The organism is Paenibacillus sp. Marseille-Q9583, assembly GCF_976954365.1.
This window is the reverse complement of the sequence record NZ_CDRJTB010000082.1, coordinates 1-20,365: the sequence shown is the minus strand read 5'-3', so window position 1 is coordinate 20,365 and position 20,365 is coordinate 1. Positions and strand designations below refer to the sequence as shown.

Here is a 20,365-nt window from a genome sequence, read left to right as displayed (position 1 = left end):
TTGGGGGTAGCACATGAAAGCAATGAAAAAAGGGCTAATGAGTATTGTTGGTGTCGCACTTTTAGGTACACAGTTAGTTGCATGTGGAAATACGAACACAGCGAATTCAGCGGTTACACCAAGTAATAATGCTGACAAGACTGAGCCCGCAGCAACTGAGGTTGCTGCTAAACCAGTAGAAATTACTTGGTGGAATTTTCCAAGCTTTCAAGCTTTAGATGGTGAAGTAGGCAAGTATGAGAAGGAAATCATTGCAGCTTTTAATGAGAAGAATCCTGAAATTAAAGTAAACCTTGAGATGATCACCTTTGAAGGCGGCCCTGAAAAACTGAATGTCGCAATTGCTTCTAATACCGCACCGGATGTGATCTATGATGCACCTGGACGGATTATCGATTGGGGTAAAAAGGATTTGCTTGCACCGCTTAACGACATGGTGACTGATGAAGTGAAGAATGATATTTCAGAAGCTTTTTGGAAGCAGTCAAGTGTAGGCGACAACATCTTTATGTACCCGATCAACACAGCGCCTTTTATGATGGCTGTTAATAAGTCTATTTTTGAAAAGATTGGCGCTCTAGATTTACTACCTTTGGATAAGGAAGATAGAACTTGGACGTTTGAAGAATATAAAAAGGCATTGGAAGCTGTAAAAGAAAAGGCACCGGACGTTATTCCTACAGGATTCTTCGCGAAGAGCCAAGCTGGAGACCAAGGCACTCGCGCTTATCTTGCTAACTTAGGTGTATCCCGATTCTTAAATGAAGATAACTCAGCAGTCGCTATCAATACTGATAATGCTGCTAAAGCGTTAGATTGGATTGTTCAAGCTACGAAAGAGAAACTCAGTGTCTCTGGTGCAGCTTCACTTGCGGCTGCTGACGTGAACGATTTGTTCCTGCAAGGGAAGTTGGCCTTTACACTTAACTATTCCGCAGTACTAAAAGCACAGAACGTATCTAAAAAAATGGTACAGTTCGAAGATATTCTCCTTCCATTCCCTACACTAGATGGTTCAGAACCAAAGCTTGAACCATATCTGGGGGGTATGGCTGTATTTAACAATGGGGATGAAGCTAAGATTGCAGCTTCCAAAAAGCTGATTGATTTTATTGCAAATGATCCTGTATGGGGTAAGAAAAACTTGATTCAAACAGGCGGTCTCTCGGTTCGTAATTCGATTACTGGTCTTTATGACGATCCAGAGTATAAATACGCTGAATATGCACGTAAATTTACGACAGATGCACCAACGATTGCTGATGGATATGCAGATATTCGTACGTTCTGGTTCCCTGAATTACAACGTGCTTTAACTGGAGGCGCAACCGGCAAGGAAGCTTTGGATAGTTTTGCTACAAAGGCTAACGAAGCTATTACTAAAGCAAAAGCAGCTATGAAATAAATAGTGAATGGTGTTCAAAAGAATAGAGTGCGGGAAGCACTCTATTCTTTTGAAAAAAATGAAAATTTTAAAGCTACGCACCTATAAATATCATTATTTTTCATCAGAGAAATGGGGAGAAGGTTGTGGGGACAACGGTACGCAAAATTAAAGGTTATGTGATACGTGACTGGATGATGAGTTATCTTTTCTTATTACCAGCATTTGGATTTTTTCTTCTGTTTGTAGCCTACCCAATGATAAAAGGGGTTTATATTAGTTTCTTTGATTACTCGTTGAGAGATTTTAGTTTTATGGGTCTCGATAATTACATTTCTTTATTTAAAGATGATAATTTCATGAAGTCCATGGGAAATACTTTACTACTCGTATTGATCACCGTACCGATCGTGATTATCTTTTCTCTGTTTGTCTCCATGAATATTTATAAGAAAAAAGAGTTTGCTAGATCGTTTTTCCGCGGTGTGTTCTACTTGCCAGCCGTATCTTCGGTCGTAAGTATTACAGTCGTTTGGGGCTGGATTTACCATCCCAACTACGGAATTCTGAATTATTTGACGGGTTTGCTTGGAATGGAGCCTGTTTCATGGCTTGGGGATACAAGAACCGCATTACTTGCAATTATAGTGGTCTTAATAACGACTTCTGTAGGGCAACCGATCATTTTGTATGTGGCCTCCATTGGTAACATTCCTACCTCTTATATTGAAGCCGCAGAGATAGATCGAGCAACCCCTTGGCAAATTTTCCGGAAAATATTATGGCCAATGCTGATGCCAACGAACTTATATATTATCGTGATTACCACGATTAATACCTTTCAGTGTTTTGCACTGATTCAACTCCTTACCTCAGGTGGACCTGTATATAGCACTTCAACGGTTATGTACGGTGTATATGAACAAGCCTTTATGCTAGGTCATTTCGGATATGCCTCTGCAATGGGCGTCATACTCGCAATTGTAATTGGGATCATTTCAATCATTCAATTCAAATACTTTGGCAGCGATGTTGAGTATTAAGGAGGGGACATCATGAATTCTACGAATCCATTAGAAATGAAAGCACCTATTATCCAGTCTAAGAAAGTAAGCGCATGGAAAAAAGAATTAACGATTCCAAAAATAATCGCTACAATCCTATTGATTTTGGCTACATTATTTTTTATCTTTCCCTTTTACTGGGTAGTGTCGGGGGCCTTTAAACTTCAAACTGTGGCAACGACCATCCCACCGGAGTGGTTTCCGTTAAAGCCGACGTTACAGAACTGGACAGAATTATTTAAGAATCCCGTAGAACGTTGGATGTTTAATAGCTTTATTATTGCTTTTGCAGAAATGGCTGCGATCTGTATTGTCTCCTCCTGCGCCGGATATGTTCTCGCAAAGAAATCATTTCCAGGACGAGGAATTATCTTCACGATGTTTGTTGCCGCTATGGCATTGCCTAAGCAAGTTATTCTCGTTCCGTTGTTTACGATGTTAGCTGACTTTGGTTGGGTCAATACGTATAAAGGGCTTATTTTGCCGGCAATTGGCTGGCCGTTTGGAGTCTTTTTGATGAAACAGTTCGCGCAGACGATTCCGGGAGAGTTGATTGAAGCGGCAAAAATTGACGGCAGCTCGGAAATTCGGTTGTTCGGAACGATCATTTTACCGTTATTGAAACCAGCAGTGGGTGCACTGGCCATATTCACCTTCATCACTTCATGGAACGATTATTTCAGCCAGTTAATTATGACGCGATCCACTTCGATGATGACCTTACCACTTGGGGTTGCGACTCTTCGAGGCGAATTCACAACGAACTATGGACTGCTTATGGCAGGTGCTGCGTTAGCTTCTATTCCTATGATTGCGATTTTCCTAATGTTTCAAAAGGCATTCACACAAGGGATTACCATGGGTGCTGTTAAGGGTTAATAATTCTCATAACAACGTAAATTAACAATAATGATTTAAACGATGGAGGCTATTATCTATGACATCATATGATCTTGAAGCTTTTAAAGGCATTATTATCGCTTTGTACTCCAGTTATGATGCCGAGGGGAATATAGATAAAGAAGCGGCACGCAAACTAGCTCGTCATTATGCTTCTACAGGTGTGAAAGGACTTTATGTTGGCGGAAGCTCAGGCGAAGGCATGCTGCAATCGGTAGAAGAGCGTAAACAAATGCTCGAAGCAGTTATAGGGGAAGTAGGAGATGAGCTTACGATTATTGCTCACGTAGGTGCTCCATCTACAAGAGATAGTGTTGAGCTAGCTGAACATGCTGAATTAGTTGGCGCACATGCGGTATCGGCTGTTCCGGCTATCTATTATCGTTTGTCTCCAGACAGTGTTGAAAGTCATTGGCAGGCGATCATGGATAGTACTTCACTTCCATTTATTATCTACCACATCCCGCAAACGACAGGCTTTCAATTATCTAAAAGCTTGTTAGTGAAGATGGCCGCGCAGGATAAAGTGATTGGCGTGAAGATTTCAGCAGAAAGTACATTTGAGCTTCAGCAGTTTAAGGCAGCAGGTGGAAATGATTTTCTTGTATTAAATGGACCGGATGAGCAGTACTTGGCTGGCCGCAGTATCGGGGCAGATGGTGGGATTGGTGGAACCTACGGGGTTATGCCCGAGCTATTTTTAAAAGTAGAACAATGTTATGGGCAAGGCGATATGGCTGAGGCGAAGAAATGGCAGTTCATTATCAATGATCTCATTGTAGAATTATTAACCTTTCCATCATTATATGGTGCATGTAAAGCAATTCTGAGTCTGCGTGGATTTGAAACGGGCCAACCGAGAATGCCTCTTCTACCCATAAAGGCTTCGGATCAGGAGCGGGTGGAAGCTCTCAACAATAGAATATTAGATTATATTCTTGAAGCGAAGGGATAGGGTTAATGATGACTCGAAAGAGCGATATCTTTCCGATGAAAGGTCTGATCGTGTCATGTCAGGCACTTGAGCATGAGCCGCTTCATGGTGGGGATACAATGGCAAAAATGGCAAGAGCGGCGGTTCAATCAGGGGCAATTGGAATTCGGACGAATGGGGTTCCAGATATTCTAGCTATTAAAGAAGAAGTAAATGTACCGGTTATTGGACTTATTAAACGGGATATTCCCGGTTCAGCCATATTTATTACGCCAACTCTGGATGAGGTGAAAGCAATCGTGTCCGCTAAAGCGGATATTGTTGCATTAGATGTTACGAATCGAGAGGGTCGCTTAGCGTTGGTCAAGCCTTTAATCGCATATGCCCATCAAATGGGTGTGCTTGTAATGGCAGATATATCGACTTTGGAGGAAGGACTGGCAGCGGAAGAATTAGGTGTGGATTTTATTGGTACAACACTTTCGGGCTATACACCATACAGCACACAACAAGAAGGACCAGATCTTGTCTTGCTTCAGCAATTATGCGAGTTCGTGAAGATTCCCGTAGTTGCAGAAGGGCGTATATGGACACCGGAAGATGCGGCGAGCGCTAAGAGGGCTGGGGCATCTTATGTAGTTGTAGGAAGTGCGATTACAAGGCCACAGTTGATTACTTCACGATATGTCAAAGCCGTGATCGATTGCTGAGACTTAAGGAGGCGAGTCCGTGTTAGAAGATTATGATCCTCTAATGGGGTATGCTGTCGGAGTGGATATCGGGGGAACGAAAATTAATGCTGGACTCGTTACACCACAGGGGGACGTATTACATACTGTAAGTCTGAGCACAAAGGCTGGGTTCACGAAGACCGTGGACCGAGCTATTGAGGCTATTCAAAAGCTAATGAATGAAGTTACAGCGATGCATGCAGGCATTCAGTTTAAAGGGATTGGTGTAGGAACGGCAGGACAAATCGATTGGGAGGCGGGAAGTATTCGCTCAGCCTCTGAGCTTATTCCTGGCTATGCTGGGACAGCATTGAAAGCGTTGCTTCAGACTCAGTTCCAGCTTCCAGTAATCGTAGATAATGACGTGAATGTACTGGCATTAACAGAGAAATATTTAGGTTCTTGTATAGGTGTAGAAGATTTTATCTGTCTTGCACTTGGAACGGGTGTAGGCGGAGCAATTATTGTAGAAGGTCGCCTTGTTCATGGTTCTTGGGGTGGGGCTGGAGAGTTAGGGCATATGTCTGTAGATTTCAAAGGGCCGGCATGCGTTTGTGGTGGGAAAGGCTGCTTAGAACACTATGCGTCAGGCACAAGCATTGCTCGGCGTATGCAGGAAAAACTAACTATACACAGCCTGCCACTTGATAACATAAACTCACGTGAAGTGATCACGAGATGGAGGTCAGGAGAGCCTCTAGCTACAGAAGTAATGGAAGAAACAATCGCTGCACTTGGAGCTGCTTTCGCTTCTTTTATTCATATTTTTAACCCAAAGGTTATTGTTATTGGTGGTGGAGTGGCTGAAGCAGGCGAGCTATTATTCGAAGGAATAAGAAGAGAAGTGGCTACGAGAACGATGCCATCGATGCTGGAAGGCGTCCGCATTGAAGCAGCCTATCGTGGCAATTTCTGTGGAATGATCGGTGCGGCATTACAGATCTGGGAGTACGGAGTCCCATCCCTTTCATCTAGTAATGAAGGCTTTATCTAAATCTCTTGATTAAATAGAATAATTTACCGATAATGTTAAAGGGGACGAGAGTAAAGGTCGAATCTTTCTGGGGTCCCTAATCCGTTTATAAGGAGTGATGATGTTTGATTACCAACAACACCACAATGAAGTCCGAGAGAGGTCAGTATTCGTAAGTAAGGGAAGAACACCTCTCAATGATTACGGGAGGCATTATCGGAAATGATGAATTTAATGAACATGGTACGGGGAACAGAGAACGATCTACCCGCCAAAGAGATGATCAAGTATTGGAATCATGAGCCTGGAACTTTGAAGCTTGTGAGAGCAAGTAGCAATTTTATTTATATGTTTCAATGGAATAATAAGCACTATTATTTAAGGTTTACTCATGAAGAGGATAATACCGCAGAGAATATTCAGGCTGAACTAGATTTTATGATGTACTTATTGGAACAGGGCTATGAGACCGTAGCGCCAGTACGCTCCAAGCAAGGGAAGTGGATTGAGACCCTTTCAACTGGAAATGGCAAATATCACGGGGTTGTTTTTGAACAAGCCCAAGGGGAGTACGTTCCACTTGAAGAGATGTCGGAGCTGCAGTTCCAACATTGGGGTCAAACGCTCGCGAGATTGCATAATTTATCTGAGACTTATGCTTCGAGCACACCCGCACGTAAAAGCTGGGTCGATTCGCTTCAATTTATTTTATCCGTATTAAGAAGACACCCCGAGGAGCATAAAGCGCTTAAGGAATATGAACGAATTGAGGCGTGGCTAAGTGAGCTCTCTTTTGGCGTAGGGCATACGGGGCTGATCCATTTTGATTTTGAGACAGATAATATCTTTTATATGAAAGAGACATCTCGATATAGTGCGATCGACTTTGATGACTCTATGTATCACTGGTTTGCGATGGATATCACATCAGCGTTAAGAGATCTATCCAAACAGAATGATGATGAGAGCAAGAAGAACATCGATCTTTTTATTAATGGCTATAGATCTGTAAAGCGGCTGGATGATAAATATATCAAGCTATTGCCAGAATTCCAAAGATTCTCTGACTTATATGGATTCGCTAGGTTGCTTCGGAGTTTAGAGAATTTGGACGTATCTATTTGTCCGGAATGGGCACTACAGTTTAAATTAAAATTAGAAGGAATCTGTGATCGTATTCGGGATGGCTTTCATCCACATATTGCGCTGAAGACAATCACTGAGAATAACTGGTATGCCTGTACGCAATTAGAGGTGTCCAATGAGCAAAAAACGGTTTTTCCTGTACCAGTAGTCTATTGGTTAGCAGAATCGGCTTATTGCGGAATGACTCCGTTGGCTTTATACGCAGATGAAGAATTGGTAGGATTCTCAGTATATGCCGTTGATCCTGAGGACGGAAGTTATTGGATTATGGCTTTTATGATTGATCAGAAATATCAGAATAGAGGATTCGGTAGAACCGGAATGGATGCCTTGATTCGAACTATAAAAGCGGAACATCACTGCGACAAAATCGTTATAGGACATCGAATAGAGAACGAACGTGCTTCGAATTTATATACATCCCTTGGATTCGTTGAAATGAGCAGGGATGAGGTTGAAGTTATACGTGAGTTGATAGTGTAAAGAGAAAAGAGGCCGTTCCAAAAGTAGTTTTTTTACTACTTGGGAGTGGCTCTCTTCTTGTTATCCTGTAAATGACGTTCCATATGATGATCCAAGTGAAGCCCCAATAGAACAATTAGGGAATTTCTCCCTAAAATTAAGAGGTTATTGGTCAGTAGACTGATAATTAGGGGAAAAATCCCTTAAATTCCTCTGATTTGATGAAAATCAAAGGGATTAGCCTAATTTATAGGGAGGAATTCCCTAATTTCATTCATTATTAGTGAATACCGATTATTTATAGGGAGAATTCCCTAATTAGTGTTAATACATCAAGTGAGAACCTGTTGCTTGGATTATCATATGAAAAAAGCTGTCTCATAAGTAGCGTTCACTACTTTTGAGACAACTCCCTTTAAATATTAGGTCCACTCTTGTTCCAAAGAAGAATAAATAATCTCGTTGCACCATTGCTGATTACAGAATCTAGTCTCCCTAAGAACCCCGTCTTTAAACATCCCTGCTCTAATCATTACTTTCTCAGATTGCACATTCTCGGCGTTGGCATAAGCAACCACCCTATGTGCATTAAGAGACTTAAAGGCATAACCTATCATGGACTTCACGGCTTCAGTTGCATATCCCATTTTCCAATAGTCCGGGAGTAGGACCCAACCAATTTCCCATTCTCTGATTTCTTCCCAGTTTAACTTGATACTGATATTACCGATGGGCTTCATATCCAGCTTTCTACATATTGCAAGATCATAATATTGCCGTGGATCATTTGTTGCTTGAGACAAGATCGAAAGGAAGTCATTTTTAATTTTTTTGGCATCAGGTGCAGTGTTCTCATACTTGTAGGATAGGGGATTTTGTTCTAGTTCTTCATAAAAAGAAGAATCACTGCTTGTATACTCTCTTAATATTAATCTGTCAGTTATTAATTCCACGAAGATAACACTCCTAGTCTAAGTCTTTGATTTGTGTCTCATATACAATGATTGTTAATAGTTATCTCAGATGATCACTCCTAATTTAAGTTTATAAATGGTAGACTCTGTAATGCTTGCTCTGTAATTTCTTGTAGATTCATCTGATTCCCTTTATTTTTCATAATATTTACACATTATAAAAATATAAGATCACTAATCTTCCATTTTTATCTACTAAAATAGTGGAATTGTGATAAAGTAATAATGGTTTATTTACTAGAGGGGGATTTTGGAAAATGAAAGCTATTAAATGGAGTATTGCAGCAGTACTAGCAGTATCTATGTATGGTCCAATTCATACAGCGAAGGCAGCAGATGCAAATAGCACAAATGTAGTGAACGAACAGTCAATGTCTAGCACGGATGATTTGATATTTCAAATGGATTATACGGAGATGACTGTTGGTGACAAGGTACCTGTGCAGATTTTTGCAAAAGGGCCAGATGGCTCATCCGAACGTGTTCCTTTGTCTCAAGCAGATATGGTGATCGAGAAGCCTTACTTATTGCAAAAGCTGCCAGATGGCTCAATAAAAGCATTAGCCGTTGGTGAAACAAATGTAACCGTACGTTCAGGAACTAATTCCAAAACGTTAAAGGTATCTATCAGTGCTGATAAGGACATCGAAACAGGTGTATTGATCAGTGGCACGATGTATTTGCCTGTACAATCCACATTTAAGAGCTTGGGTGCAACTATTCAGACTAACACAGCCACTAAGACCTTTAGCATTCGTCTGGGAGATTTGCCTATCCAACTTCAGCTAGGCAGTGATATTGCTATGGTGAATGGGAATAAGGTGAAAATGTCTGGTAAAGTGCAAACCGTGGATGGAGGAGCTGTATTCCCTGCAACCCTCTTAAAAACTTCATTGGGAGCAGTGTTGGACTTTGGTGCTCATTATGAGTCTTTGAACATCAATTTCGGTAAAGCGGAGTTATTTGCGTATACGAAAAATACGTTAAAAATAGCTAAAAGAGAATCTCAAGGGGATCTCGCTAAGCTAATCGGAAAGACTTATTGGTTTAACCAGTTTGACTCCGACTATAAATTCCAAAAAGCAACGATTGTTGATATTCTAGTGAACGACGATAATGAGTTTGCGATTTCTTTTAAATTGGCATCAGGTAAAGTTGTGGAGACTTATGATATGGAATATGATCAGGTCACTCGCGTTCTGGCAAACAAAGAGTATTTCTTTACGTCTGATCCTACCAAAATCTATAAATGGTCAAATGCAACATGGGCTAAAATTAAGGCAGGTAAAATTTCGACAGGAATGACCAAGCAGCAAGTAGAACTAAGCTGGGGAACCCCTATCGACAAATCAAGTCTATCCGGAAGTGGAATTACTGTAGAGACTTGGCGGTATGGAAATTATAACTATGTTACCTTTACGAATGGTGTTGTCTCCATGATTTACACGAACTAAGTTATCTATATCTATCCGATTCTAAACAATAGGACGTCTTCATTCTCGAAGGCGTCTTTTTTATATTCTACAGGAACTTTTAAACGTCTTTAATCATACAACCTGTCCTTGCAGCATATCTTTTGGAAGAAGCACTTTCAGAATGAAGTGTTGACTATTTGTTGACCGAAATGAGGGGTTTATTCATGGCAAAGTCAAAACGTGGACATGCACTGTGGAGTTTACCATCCAGGGGTCGGGGTACTTGTCCGGTCTGTCAGAGCACACGAATCAAACTGCTTTATCCAAAAAGAAAAACGGACGGATCAGTCCTTAAGGTTTGTAAGCGTTGTGACAAGGCGCCTCAGACGAAAGTGGATGCAGTGTTGGTGTAAAAGAGTAACGCAAGGATGCCTAGTTGCAGCTATATGCATTTTGCATGTAGGTACAACTAGGCATCCTTATTTTGAAATATAAGAAAGTATACATTTCACACTATGCTGGGTATGAAATTATTTCAGCGTACGATGAATGACCTGATCACGTCTAGGTCCCACAGAAACAGTAGAAATACGTATTCCAATAGACGTTTCAATAAAGTCTACGTAACTTTTAGCTTGCTCTGGCAGCTCGTCGAAGTTCGTGATATGGGAAATATCGCAGTTCCAGCCAGATAAATGCGTTACTATCGGTTTTGCTGCGTTTAGCTTATTGGTTGCTGGAAACTTGTCGGTGATTTCCCCATTTTCAAGCTCATAGGCAACGCAAACTGGAATCTCATCTAAATAACCAAGAACATCCAGATTGGTCAACACAACCTCCGTTGCACCTTGCATCAGGCAACCATAGCGTGTAGCTACTGCATCAAACCAACCCATACGTCTAGGACGTCCGGTAGTCGCGCCAAATTCCCCTGCATCTCCACCTCGTGTGCGAAGTTCATCCGCTACAGGGCCTTCTAATTCAGATACAAAAGGTCCAGCACCAACACAACTGGAATATGCCTTCGTTACAGCGATAACATTCGTGATGGCAGCCGCAGGTAGACCCGCGCCGACAGGTGCATATCCGGCAAGTGTCGATGAAGAGGTAGAGTAAGGATATATACCGTGATCAGGATCGCGCAGAGCGCCTAATTGCCCTTCAAGTAGAATCGTTTCTCCCTTTGCATAAGCTTCTTGTAGTATTTCTGTTGTATTGGCAACATATGGTGTCAATTGCGCAGCTTCCTTTTGCAACTGAGCCATTAATTCCGAGACTTGGATAGGGGCTTTCTTATATAAATGCTCCAGCAATACATTTTTTGAAGCAAGTAATTGTTCGAGACGTTTCTCAAGTCGGGCGGGATCAAATAAATCTGCAACTTGTATCCCTAGCTTCGCATATTTATCCGCGTAGAATGGAGCTATTCCTCGTTTGGTTGAACCGAACCCTTGTGACCCAAGTCGCTCCTCTTCCAGCTCATCAAACAAACGATGGATCGAGAGTACGATTTGAGCACGCTCAGATACGTATAACTTCGGCTGTGGAACCCCTCTATCTGCTAATGCTTGTAATTCCTTTACTAATACTTCTGTATCAAGAGCTGTTCCTGGTCCAATAATGTTTGTAACTGAAGGGTAAAATACACCAGAAGGCAGCATATGAAGCGAAAATTTTCCATACTGGTTAATGATAGTATGCCCAGCATTACTTCCACCTTGAAAACGAACTACATAGGAGGATTGAGCGGCTAGTACATCTGTCATTTTTCCTTTGCCTTCATCTCCCCAGTTAGCTCCTACAATTGCGATTACGGTCACGTGATTACCTCCCAAGCTTGTGATTGGCTACAGGTCTAAGTATAATGCTAGATATAACATTAGAAAAATTGATATATGTAATATCTATTATAAGGTGAGGTAATGACTTGGGGATGGACATCAACTTGGAATGGTATCGCTCTTTTTATTGGGTAGCACAAACAGGCAGCTTAACTGCGGCAGCAGAACGGCTGAATATCACACAACCAGCGGTGAGTCACACGATTAAGCAATTGGAAGAAAAGATGGGCGGCCCCTTATTTTTTCGTACCTCTAGAGGGGTGGATCTAACAACAGAAGGAAAAGTACTGCTGCGATTCATTGAGCAAGCCTTTCAGAATGTGGAGATGGGTGAGCGAGCGATTGCTGAAATGAACAATTTAAATAGTGGGGAGATTCATATCGGTGCAAGCGATACCCTCTGCAAATATTACTTGTTATCTTATCTCGAGCAATATCACGAACAATACCCTAACGTACGTATTCATATTACGAATCGAACAACACCGGAAACGCTCACGCTTTTAAAAGAAGGCAAAATTGATTTCGGCATCGTAAGCTTACCGGCATCCGACAAACAGATTGAATTTCGTAAGAGTACACGGCTACAAGATTGTCTTGTAGGAGGCAAGGGCTTCCGTCATTTAGCGGATAATACGATGCCGCTTTCAAACATCAAGCAGTACCCATTGTTGTTCCTGGAGCCAGGAGGCAGCACTAGAAAGTATATCGATGGGTTTCTTGCCTCCAATCATGTGACGATAACACCAGAGTTTGAACTAGGCAGTGTAGATCTTCTTGTTCAGTTCGCTTTGCGTGGCTTTGGTCTAGCTTTTGTTATTCGTGATTATGTAAGGGAAGAATTAAAAAGTGGGGAGCTTGTAGAAATCCCTTTAGATCCGCCATTTCCAGAGCGTAACATCGGGATAGCGACGCTTCGAGGGGTTCCACTCTCTGCTGCATCAAAGTCCTTTCTATCCTTATTGGACTAAATTATATCGGATGCGGGATCATACATATGAGGAGGAGGCTAAGCTATGAGTGATTTGCTTGGTCAGCTACGTAAGGGATACGGGAAAAAGCTGCGTGCACTTCACACCTGGAACGGCTGGATCGTCGTGATATTGGCCTTGACTGGGCTTGTGCTAGTAGGCGGTTTCTGGCGAGGTTTCCTCGGTGAAGGCAGGGTATGGATTAAAGGCTTGCATATTGTGGTAGGAATTGCATCTATCCTTCCAGTGATCTATTATCTTCTGCTGGCCAGTAAACATTGGAAACAGCTAAAGGAAAGACCTTGGCAGCAGTTCAATGTACTTGTTGTGCTCTTCCTGTTGCTTGGGTGGTTCGTTTCTGGTGTATTGTTATGGCAGTTTCGTACGGTAGGACCGCAAGTATCTAATCTTGCATTGGTCGTTCATGATGTCCTGACTTGGATTGGACTGCCTTACATTATCTACCACTCATTGACTCGTGTGAAGTGGTTGAAGGAGCCGAATCGTCGGACCATCAAGAGCGAGGGGAGTGCTATTACAGCATCTCAGAATACTCCACAGCCAGTCTATACACGTAGAGCTTTCATTCGAGGGACGATCGGGGTAGGGCTTGCACTTACAATCGGGCCCTCATTTGTAAAATGGTTAGGCAGCTCGATTGGAAACATTGGTGGCAGCGAAACGATCGATAAATTAATCGAGAATGACCGCAATCAGCTGTTGCCAGCACCGCAGCCACTCGCGGCATCGTCACCGCCTCTTGGGGGTGGGTCGCAGGGTCAATTCCGTGTTTATACTGTAACCCCTATTCCTGAGTTCACGAACGATAATTGGTCCTTTAAGTTGGATGGACTTGTTGATCAGAGCTTTACATGGAATTGGGAGCAATTCGTTCAATTGCAACGGACGGTTCAAGTGAGTGATTTTCACTGCGTGACAGGTTGGTCCGTCTATAAGAATACCTGGGAGGGCATCAAGCTGAAGGATCTTCTACAGCTGGCTGGTGTGAAGTCCACTGCAAAGACAGTGAAGTTCTACTCAGGGGATGGGGTATATACAGATACTCTTACGCTGGAACAAGCGGATATGGACGATGTTATGGTTGCGGTGATGCATGATGGGAAACCGATTCCGAGCGATCTCGGTGGACCGGTTCGGCTAATTGTCCCCAAAATGTTCGCTTACAAGTCAGTGAAGTGGCTGAACCGGATTGAACTGATCGAGGGAGAGCATACAGGATACTGGGAGCAACGAGGATATTCGAATGACGCTTGGGTATAAATGAGTTTACTTAACCTTAATGGGCTTGGGGCCTGTTAAGGTTTTTTTGTGATTAGGGATGTAATCACAGAAATAGTTCCATATATATAGAAGTGAATCAACGAGGGGCAGAGATCATCTGCGGAAAATTAGTTTTTTTGTAAATAAAAGGAGTATGGTGAGTTAGTTTCTGATAAAATAAAGCAAATGATGGAAAAAGTTACCGGATCGGTTAGGGAGGTGTTTATGTTGAACGGTGCGAGATCCGTAAAGCTATTAGGACTTATAATTGGCGTGGTGTTACTGAATATTATCGTTTTGTCACCAGGGTTATTAGGGGTCGAAATTGGGGGAGTAAGCGTTCTAGAGACTTCCTTTGCCGTGACATTAGTAGTGATCAGTCTTCTGGTTGTCCTTTATGGAAGTTATAATTTGCTGTTTAAAGCTTCGGTGGTTCCACCAGTAAAAGAGATAAAGACGCATGAGGATTATATAGCAGCACTCACGAAATACAAAAATGCAAAGGTGCTGAAGAAGGACATTACGCTGGCTTTGGATCAGGTCACTCGGATGGAAAAGAAGAAAAACACGTTAATGGTTGTCCTTGGTCAGAGATTTGAGCAGTCGGAGCTAAGCTTCAAGAAGTTTGGTGCGGTCAGTTATGAAGTAGAGAAGCTTTTCTATCTGAATATCCGAGGGATACTTAATAAGTTAAGTGTTTTTGACGCTTCGGAATTCTCCCTTTTTGCCAGTCAGCAGAGACCTGCGCAGTTCTCGGATAAATTGGTGCAGAAAAAAACAGCGCTATACAATGAATACTTGGCTTATGTAACAGGTTATCTCGGTGCAAACGAAGAGATTTTGCTGAAGTTAGATCAATTACTTCTCGAAATATCGCTATTAGACAGTACGAATTATAAAGATGTTGAAGATATGCCTTGTATGAAGGAGATCGATGAATTGATCAAACAGACGAAATTCTATAAGCAATGAAAGGAAGATGCGAATGGCTAGGAAAGGGAGAACATTTTTAGTCCTCGGAATTATAACAGTGGTAGTTTTTGCTCTTGTGTATTTTGGGATCACCTTAACATCTAATTTAGGTAAAACAACTACTGAGGTTTCGTCAGAAGATGCAGGAAAGCGGCTGGAAAAACTTTATAAAAAAATTAACGTAAATATCGCGGAGCAAGTTAAAGGACAAATCGACCTTGATCCTGTAGCGATTGGTGATTCCTTGCCGGATATTTCTAAATTTCCTATATCAGTAACCAATACAACGGATAGCTTTGTCGAAATCTTTTCATCCACAGAGAAATCAGGAACGGGTAATGATGGATGGCTTAATGAAGTGGCGACAGACTTTAATAGTTCCAATATAGAAGTGAACGGATTACCTGTTTCAGTAAAAATACGCAATATTGCATCAGGAACAGCGACAGATTACATAAGGTCTGGTAAATATATACCAGATGCGTTTACACCATCCAATGAGTTATGGGGTGAGATGGTAAAAGCGAACGGAATGAATACGCAGCTTATAACCAATCGTCTTATTGGTAATGTAGCCGGTATTGTCACGAATAAAACGAAATATGATGAGTTAGTAGAAAAGTATGGTTCTTTAAACGTCAAGACGATTACTGATGCAATAGCGAATAATGAATTATCTATGGGGTACACAGATCCTTTTGCCAGCTCAACAGGTTTGAACTTTCTTGTAACTGCACTTGGGACGTTTGACAGCTCTGATTTGCTTGGAGAGCAAGCGGTTCAGGGCTTTGAGAAATTCCAAGCGAATGTACCTTTTATCGCATCGACTACTTTACAAATGCGTGATGCGGCTAAAACGGGGAAGCTGGATGCTTTTGTATTAGAGTATCAAATTTACGCAAATGCACCCGAACTAAAGGGTAGTTATGTATTTACCCCTTTTGGTGTAAGGCATGACAGTCCCCTTTACGCATTAGGTGATCTTCCACAAGAGAAGCTGGACATTATTAAGAAATTCGCGGAGTTTGTTGAACAGGATAAGTATCAGCGTTTGGGTGAGGAAAAAGGTTTTAATGGATTGAATGAATATCATTCCGAGGTTAATCCAGTGGATGGCAGTCTTTTATCCTCGGCTCAAAAGCTGTGGAAGGAGAAGAAAAACGGCAATAAACCCATTGCGGCAGTATTTGTAGCTGATGTCTCAGGTAGCATGAACGGAGAGCCTTTAAATCGCTTAAAGCAATCATTATTAACAGGACAGAAATACTTAGGCAAAGATAATAGTATTGGTTTTGTTTCCTACTCCGATAACGTTACGATAAATCTTCCAATTGGCAAATATGACACGAATCAGCAGTCGATGTTTGTTGGAGCGATAGATAGTCTTCAGGCGAATGGGGGGACAGCGACTTTTGATGGAATTGTGGTGGCACTCAAAATGCTTCAAGACGAAATGAAGATAAACCCGGAAATCAAACCTTTAATCTTTGTATTAAGTGATGGAGAGACGAATGAAGGTCATTCACTAAATGATATCAGAGGCTTAATTGAAACCTACAAAATTCCGATTTACACCATTGGCTACAACGCGAATATTAAAGCACTGGAGAGCATTTCAATTATTAATGAAGCGGCTAACATCAACGCGGATACAGACGACGTAGTCTATAAAATCGGAAACCTGCTTAATGTTCAAATGTAAGCTACAACTTTTAGGAGGGATTCTATGTCTTTTACGATGGAAGTGGTAAGTCCGGAGAAATTGAAATCAGCGATTGAAGAACAGGTTAAACCTGAGCCACAGGAAGTAACGCAACTGAAGGAAATGGCGATAACCAATGTCTCGACGATTTTGGAGCTGGATTTAGAATCTTTAGATAAACGAAAAGAAGTGCTGCAATCCATAGACAGCTTCGGGATGAGCACCATGAGATCGTCTTCAGACAAGAACTCTCTTTTGCAAGTTTCTGTAGGGAATTTGTCAAAAACAGGGGATGAAGGCGGGCAAGTAGCTAAAGGGTTAACGGAACTAAACCTCCAGTTGAAAGATTTAGACCCAAGCGCAGTGGATTTTGCCAAAAGTGGTCTTCTAGGGAAGTTCTTTAACCCATTGCGGAGTTATTTTGCGAAGTATCAAAAAGCAGATGCTGTAATCTCAGATATTATCATTTCTTTAGATAAAGGCAAAACCGTATTGAAGAATGATAACACTACATTAGAGTTTGAGCAGCAATCGCTTAGAGAGCTCACTAAAAAACTGCAGAAAGAAATTCAGCTAGGAATGCTGATGGATCAGGAGATTGAGGCTCAGCTAGATGCAGCCAAGCTACGTAATGAGTCTGAAGAAAGAGTAAAGTTCATAACGGAGGAGGTATTGTTTCCTCTGCGGCAGCGTGTGATGGATCTGCAACAGATGCTGGTAGTAAATCAGCAGGGAATTATGGCGATTGAAGTGGTTATACGAAATAATAAAGAGCTAATCAGAGGGGTGGACAGAGCTAGAAATGTTACGGTTTCGGCCCTGAAAATCTCTGTTACGGTGGCAAGTGCACTCTACAATCAACGAATCGTATTGAAAAAGATTGAACTCCTAAATCAAACGACCAACACGCTAATAAGCGGTACCTCAAAAATGTTAAAAGATCAGGGGGCGGCGATCCATAAGCAATCCCTTGAATCAAGTATTTCTGTAGATACTTTAAAACAAGCCTTCACAGATGTGCTTTCTGCTTTAGATTCGATAAGTACGTATAAGCAGGAAGCTCTTCCTAAAATGCGTGAAACCATTAACCAGTTCAGAGAGCTGGCAGATAGCGGAGAACAGCAGATCGTGCGGCTCGAGAAGGGGAATAAGCTGGGCTTGTAGCTATTTCCAGTCTAAACCCATCCTAGCCTTAAGTCTGGTAAGACTCCGGTCCTAAGACTGTTTTGAGCCTTCTCTTTCTCACGTATAATGAAATTAATTGATAACGTGAGAGGAAGGACATAAGAAATGAACGATAAGTTGTATACAATGCCGATCGGAGCGGTAGATTCCATGCAGATTCCCGTAGAATCGAAATCACAATCTAAACCAGGCAAACGTCGATCAAGTCCCAAGACCTATCGGAGTATTTTGTATTTTATAATCTCTTTACCAATTACGATTGTATATTTCGTGTTTATGGTAACAGGGCTAGCGTTATCCATTGGGTTAACACCTATTTTCATCGGTATACCCTTGTTTTTCGCAGTAGCTAAAGGGTTAGATTACATTGTGAAATTTGAGCAAGAGCTAGTAAGATCATTGCTGGATATTCCTAGACCGAGTGAAGAGCGCAGAACGGATATGAAGCAAGAGGGAGCGGGCTTCCTGCAACGCATGAAGTTAGGTTTTGATGGTGCAAAGTTTGCACGTAACATCATGCTGATTATGGGACGATTCGTATCCAGCATTATCTTCTTCTCACTAACGATAACTGTGGTAGCGGCAGCGCTAGGTCTGATCACACTACCTGTGCTACATCAGATTTTCTTGCAAACGATGGATTTGAATATTTTGGAGAATAGTGTGTTTGCCTTATTTAATATCGACTGGACATTATCTCAGCAATACATTTCCTATGTTGTAGCGGGACTCGTCGTTTCTGTGATCGCAACTTGGGTGATTAAATCGTTGATGGATGTACAGCGTAGAATGTTGTTTGTATCCTACGAGGAAGAACGTCAGTATTAAATGGAAAGAAGCGTAGCTCTTAAAGAGCTACGCTTCTTATACTTTTTCGCTATCTTAATGAATTAGTCCATAGCTCAATATGTTATTAAGCTTCTAAACAGTAGGCTTGTAGCTGCTTTCGCTTATCAGCAGTCATGCCGAATTCCTGTTCGAGGAAAATCTCTACACTTTTATATCGCTCATCGATGGCAGAGAAAATGGCTTCCATGAATTCTCGGCGCAATATAAGCGCAGCCATAACAGTATCGACTTCCTTTGGTGACAGATGCTGTGAGGCTTGCTTTTTTATTTGCTCGTTAAGAGGACCAAGTGTCTGATTGGAGAGCAAATAGTCTTCTATAATCGTCTCTCTTGGAACCCCAAGTGCTAGGAAGATGAATGCTGATCCTACGCCAGTGCGGTCTCTTCCACCGGCACAATGATGCAGGATACTGAATTCATCTGGAAGCATAATGGTTGCCATAAGTCGCTTAAAGGAAGGGTTATTAAAGGCCATATCCAAATACATATTAACCAAGAAGTCTGTCGTGAAATGTTCAAGGAATCCAGAACGAACCACATCTCTCATGTCTCCAGGCACCTCTTGCTTTAGCGCAGGTACACAAATGTTATTAACTCCTGGAATGACTGGATCTGGTTTTAAACGAATTTCTTCTATTCCTCGATAATCAAATATGGTCTTAATTCCAAGTGATTTTATGAGTTTTATATCTTGATCGGTCATTCCTGTTAATTCGGCTGATCGAAAAAACAAACCGTATTTGACTCTACGGCCATCTGAGGTGATGTATCCGCCCATATCTCGGAAATTGAGGACACCTTTAAAGGGGAGAACACGACGCTTAGAATCTGTTGTTCCTAGTTTCTGGTTCATTTTCGTACCACCTTTGGTTGGTTATTGAATAGGCTATTCTAAAATTTAGAAAGGGTGCCGCTTAACCATAAAAGTTTGCCCTTAATACTATTTATAGTACCATGATAAAGGCCAACAAAAAAACATAGTAAAAAGATCATCTTTTCTGTAAAATCGGTTGCAATGTCATGTAACGTTATTGCGCTGCATACGGAAAAATTCTAGTAGGAGTGTGTAAAATGAATTTAAAGGAAAAGTTGATAGAAATAAAAGAAAATGGCTACCAAGCACCTCCCGATACATACCAGTTGATACAAGAAATGATACAGAACATCGGTTCTGTGGATGCCGAGCTGCGTGATGACCTGATTTATACAATCTTATCACATTGGATTCCTGGTAATTCTCTAACTGCAAATGAACTAGAACAACTTCTTCCAGTTATTTTGGATCATAACCATTTGCATTTTAAGCTTGGTGAAACAAATACAGACGCTGTCTTTACTAGATCTTTCTCAATGCTAGTCATACCACTCGTCTTAGAGAGACATAGAGAATCACCATTTCTCTCAAGAGAGCAAATTCATCAGATAAAAGAGAAAGTATTTTACAATGTACAAGAAGAGCGAGATTACCGCGGGTATGATGAAGAAAAAGGCTGGGCTCATGCCATAGCCCATGCAGCAGATGCTTTAGACGATTTAGCTCAATGTTCCGAACTGGATAACAATGACCTCATAACGATTCTC

General features: G+C 41.6%; 19 protein-coding genes. 16 read left to right on the top strand and 3 right to left on the bottom strand.

The features are described 5' to 3' along the window. Positions 1–13 precede the first annotated feature (13 nt). The 7 genes from ACWNM1_RS26615 to ACWNM1_RS26585 all read left to right on the top strand — a co-directional run bounded on the left by ACWNM1_RS26615 (position 14) and on the right by ACWNM1_RS26585 (position 7,615). A complete protein-coding gene (locus ACWNM1_RS26615) occupies positions 14–1,405 on the top strand; it encodes an ABC transporter substrate-binding protein (protein ID WP_449603323.1) in 1,392 nt (463 codons plus the stop codon). Between the two features lie 125 nt (positions 1,406–1,530). Continuing rightward, entirely contained in the window at positions 1,531–2,427 is an 897-nt protein-coding gene (locus ACWNM1_RS26610) for a carbohydrate ABC transporter permease (RefSeq protein WP_449603322.1), read from the top strand. A 12-nt stretch (positions 2,428–2,439) separates the two neighbouring features. Then, on the top strand, positions 2,440–3,327 hold the full coding sequence (locus ACWNM1_RS26605; RefSeq protein WP_449603321.1) for a carbohydrate ABC transporter permease: 888 nt from the start codon (positions 2,440–2,442) through the stop codon (positions 3,325–3,327). Positions 3,328–3,385: 58 nt separating this feature from the next. Then, the gene (locus ACWNM1_RS26600) at positions 3,386–4,303 is read left to right on the top strand and encodes a dihydrodipicolinate synthase family protein (protein ID WP_449603320.1); all 918 of its coding nucleotides are present in this window, start codon (positions 3,386–3,388) and stop codon (positions 4,301–4,303) included. A 5-nt stretch (positions 4,304–4,308) separates the two neighbouring features. Then, positions 4,309–4,992: an N-acetylmannosamine-6-phosphate 2-epimerase gene (locus tag ACWNM1_RS26595; RefSeq protein WP_449603319.1), complete on the top strand. Its 684-nt coding sequence runs from the start codon at positions 4,309–4,311 to the stop codon at positions 4,990–4,992. A 19-nt stretch (positions 4,993–5,011) separates the two neighbouring features. After that, entirely contained in the window at positions 5,012–6,007 is a 996-nt protein-coding gene (locus ACWNM1_RS26590) for an ROK family protein (RefSeq protein WP_449603318.1), read from the top strand. A gap of 201 nt (positions 6,008–6,208) precedes the next feature. Continuing rightward, a complete protein-coding gene (locus ACWNM1_RS26585) occupies positions 6,209–7,615 on the top strand; it encodes a GNAT family N-acetyltransferase (protein WP_449603317.1) in 1,407 nt (468 codons plus the stop codon). A gap of 401 nt (positions 7,616–8,016) precedes the next feature. Here the strand turns inward: ACWNM1_RS26585 and ACWNM1_RS26580 are convergent, their stop codons facing one another. Beyond that, on the bottom strand, positions 8,017–8,547 hold the full coding sequence (locus ACWNM1_RS26580; protein WP_449603316.1) for a GNAT family N-acetyltransferase: 531 nt from the start codon (positions 8,545–8,547) through the stop codon (positions 8,017–8,019). Positions 8,548–8,825: 278 nt separating this feature from the next. Here ACWNM1_RS26580 and ACWNM1_RS26575 point away from each other — a divergent pair, with 278 nt between their 5' ends. Both ACWNM1_RS26575 and ACWNM1_RS26570 read left to right on the top strand, forming a co-directional pair. After that, the gene (locus tag ACWNM1_RS26575; RefSeq protein ID WP_449603315.1) at positions 8,826–10,022 is read left to right on the top strand and encodes a stalk domain-containing protein; all 1,197 of its coding nucleotides are present in this window, start codon (positions 8,826–8,828) and stop codon (positions 10,020–10,022) included. Positions 10,023–10,207: 185 nt separating this feature from the next. Next, on the top strand, positions 10,208–10,396 hold the full coding sequence (locus ACWNM1_RS26570) for a hypothetical protein (protein ID WP_449603314.1): 189 nt from the start codon (positions 10,208–10,210) through the stop codon (positions 10,394–10,396). A 117-nt stretch (positions 10,397–10,513) separates the two neighbouring features. Here the strand turns inward: ACWNM1_RS26570 and ACWNM1_RS26565 are convergent, their stop codons facing one another. Beyond that, entirely contained in the window at positions 10,514–11,803 is a 1,290-nt protein-coding gene (locus ACWNM1_RS26565; RefSeq protein ID WP_449603313.1) for an adenylosuccinate synthase, read from the bottom strand. A 113-nt stretch (positions 11,804–11,916) separates the two neighbouring features. On the opposite strand from ACWNM1_RS26565, the gene ACWNM1_RS26560 reads away from it, so the two are divergent. The 6 genes from ACWNM1_RS26560 (at position 11,917) to ACWNM1_RS26535 (ending at position 18,763) form a co-directional block, all read left to right on the top strand. Then, positions 11,917–12,795 (top strand): LysR family transcriptional regulator, encoded by an 879-nt coding sequence (locus ACWNM1_RS26560; protein WP_449603328.1) that lies wholly within the window; start codon positions 11,917–11,919, stop codon positions 12,793–12,795. Positions 12,796–12,840: 45 nt separating this feature from the next. After that, positions 12,841–14,076, top strand: coding sequence for a molybdopterin-dependent oxidoreductase (locus ACWNM1_RS26555; protein ID WP_449603312.1), 1,236 nt, complete (start codon positions 12,841–12,843; stop codon positions 14,074–14,076). A gap of 225 nt (positions 14,077–14,301) precedes the next feature. Further along, on the top strand, positions 14,302–15,048 hold the full coding sequence (locus ACWNM1_RS26550; RefSeq protein ID WP_449603311.1) for a hypothetical protein: 747 nt from the start codon (positions 14,302–14,304) through the stop codon (positions 15,046–15,048). A 13-nt stretch (positions 15,049–15,061) separates the two neighbouring features. Beyond that, the gene (locus ACWNM1_RS26545; protein ID WP_449603310.1) at positions 15,062–16,750 is read left to right on the top strand and encodes a vWA domain-containing protein; all 1,689 of its coding nucleotides are present in this window, start codon (positions 15,062–15,064) and stop codon (positions 16,748–16,750) included. Between the two features lie 24 nt (positions 16,751–16,774). Beyond that, a complete protein-coding gene (locus ACWNM1_RS26540) occupies positions 16,775–17,914 on the top strand; it encodes a toxic anion resistance protein (protein ID WP_076282825.1) in 1,140 nt (379 codons plus the stop codon). 126 nt (positions 17,915–18,040) lie between these two features. Then, a complete protein-coding gene (locus ACWNM1_RS26535) occupies positions 18,041–18,763 on the top strand; it encodes a sensor domain-containing protein (RefSeq protein ID WP_449603309.1) in 723 nt (240 codons plus the stop codon). A gap of 85 nt (positions 18,764–18,848) precedes the next feature. On the opposite strand, the gene ACWNM1_RS26530 is transcribed toward ACWNM1_RS26535, so the two are convergent. Next, positions 18,849–19,637, bottom strand: a complete 789-nt coding sequence (locus ACWNM1_RS26530) for a tyrosine-protein phosphatase (RefSeq protein ID WP_449603308.1) — start codon at positions 19,635–19,637, stop codon at positions 18,849–18,851. 218 nt (positions 19,638–19,855) lie between these two features. Here ACWNM1_RS26530 and ACWNM1_RS26525 point away from each other — a divergent pair. Then, on the top strand, positions 19,856–20,365 hold a 510-nt coding region (locus ACWNM1_RS26525), incomplete at its 3' end, for a DUF2785 domain-containing protein (protein ID WP_449603307.1).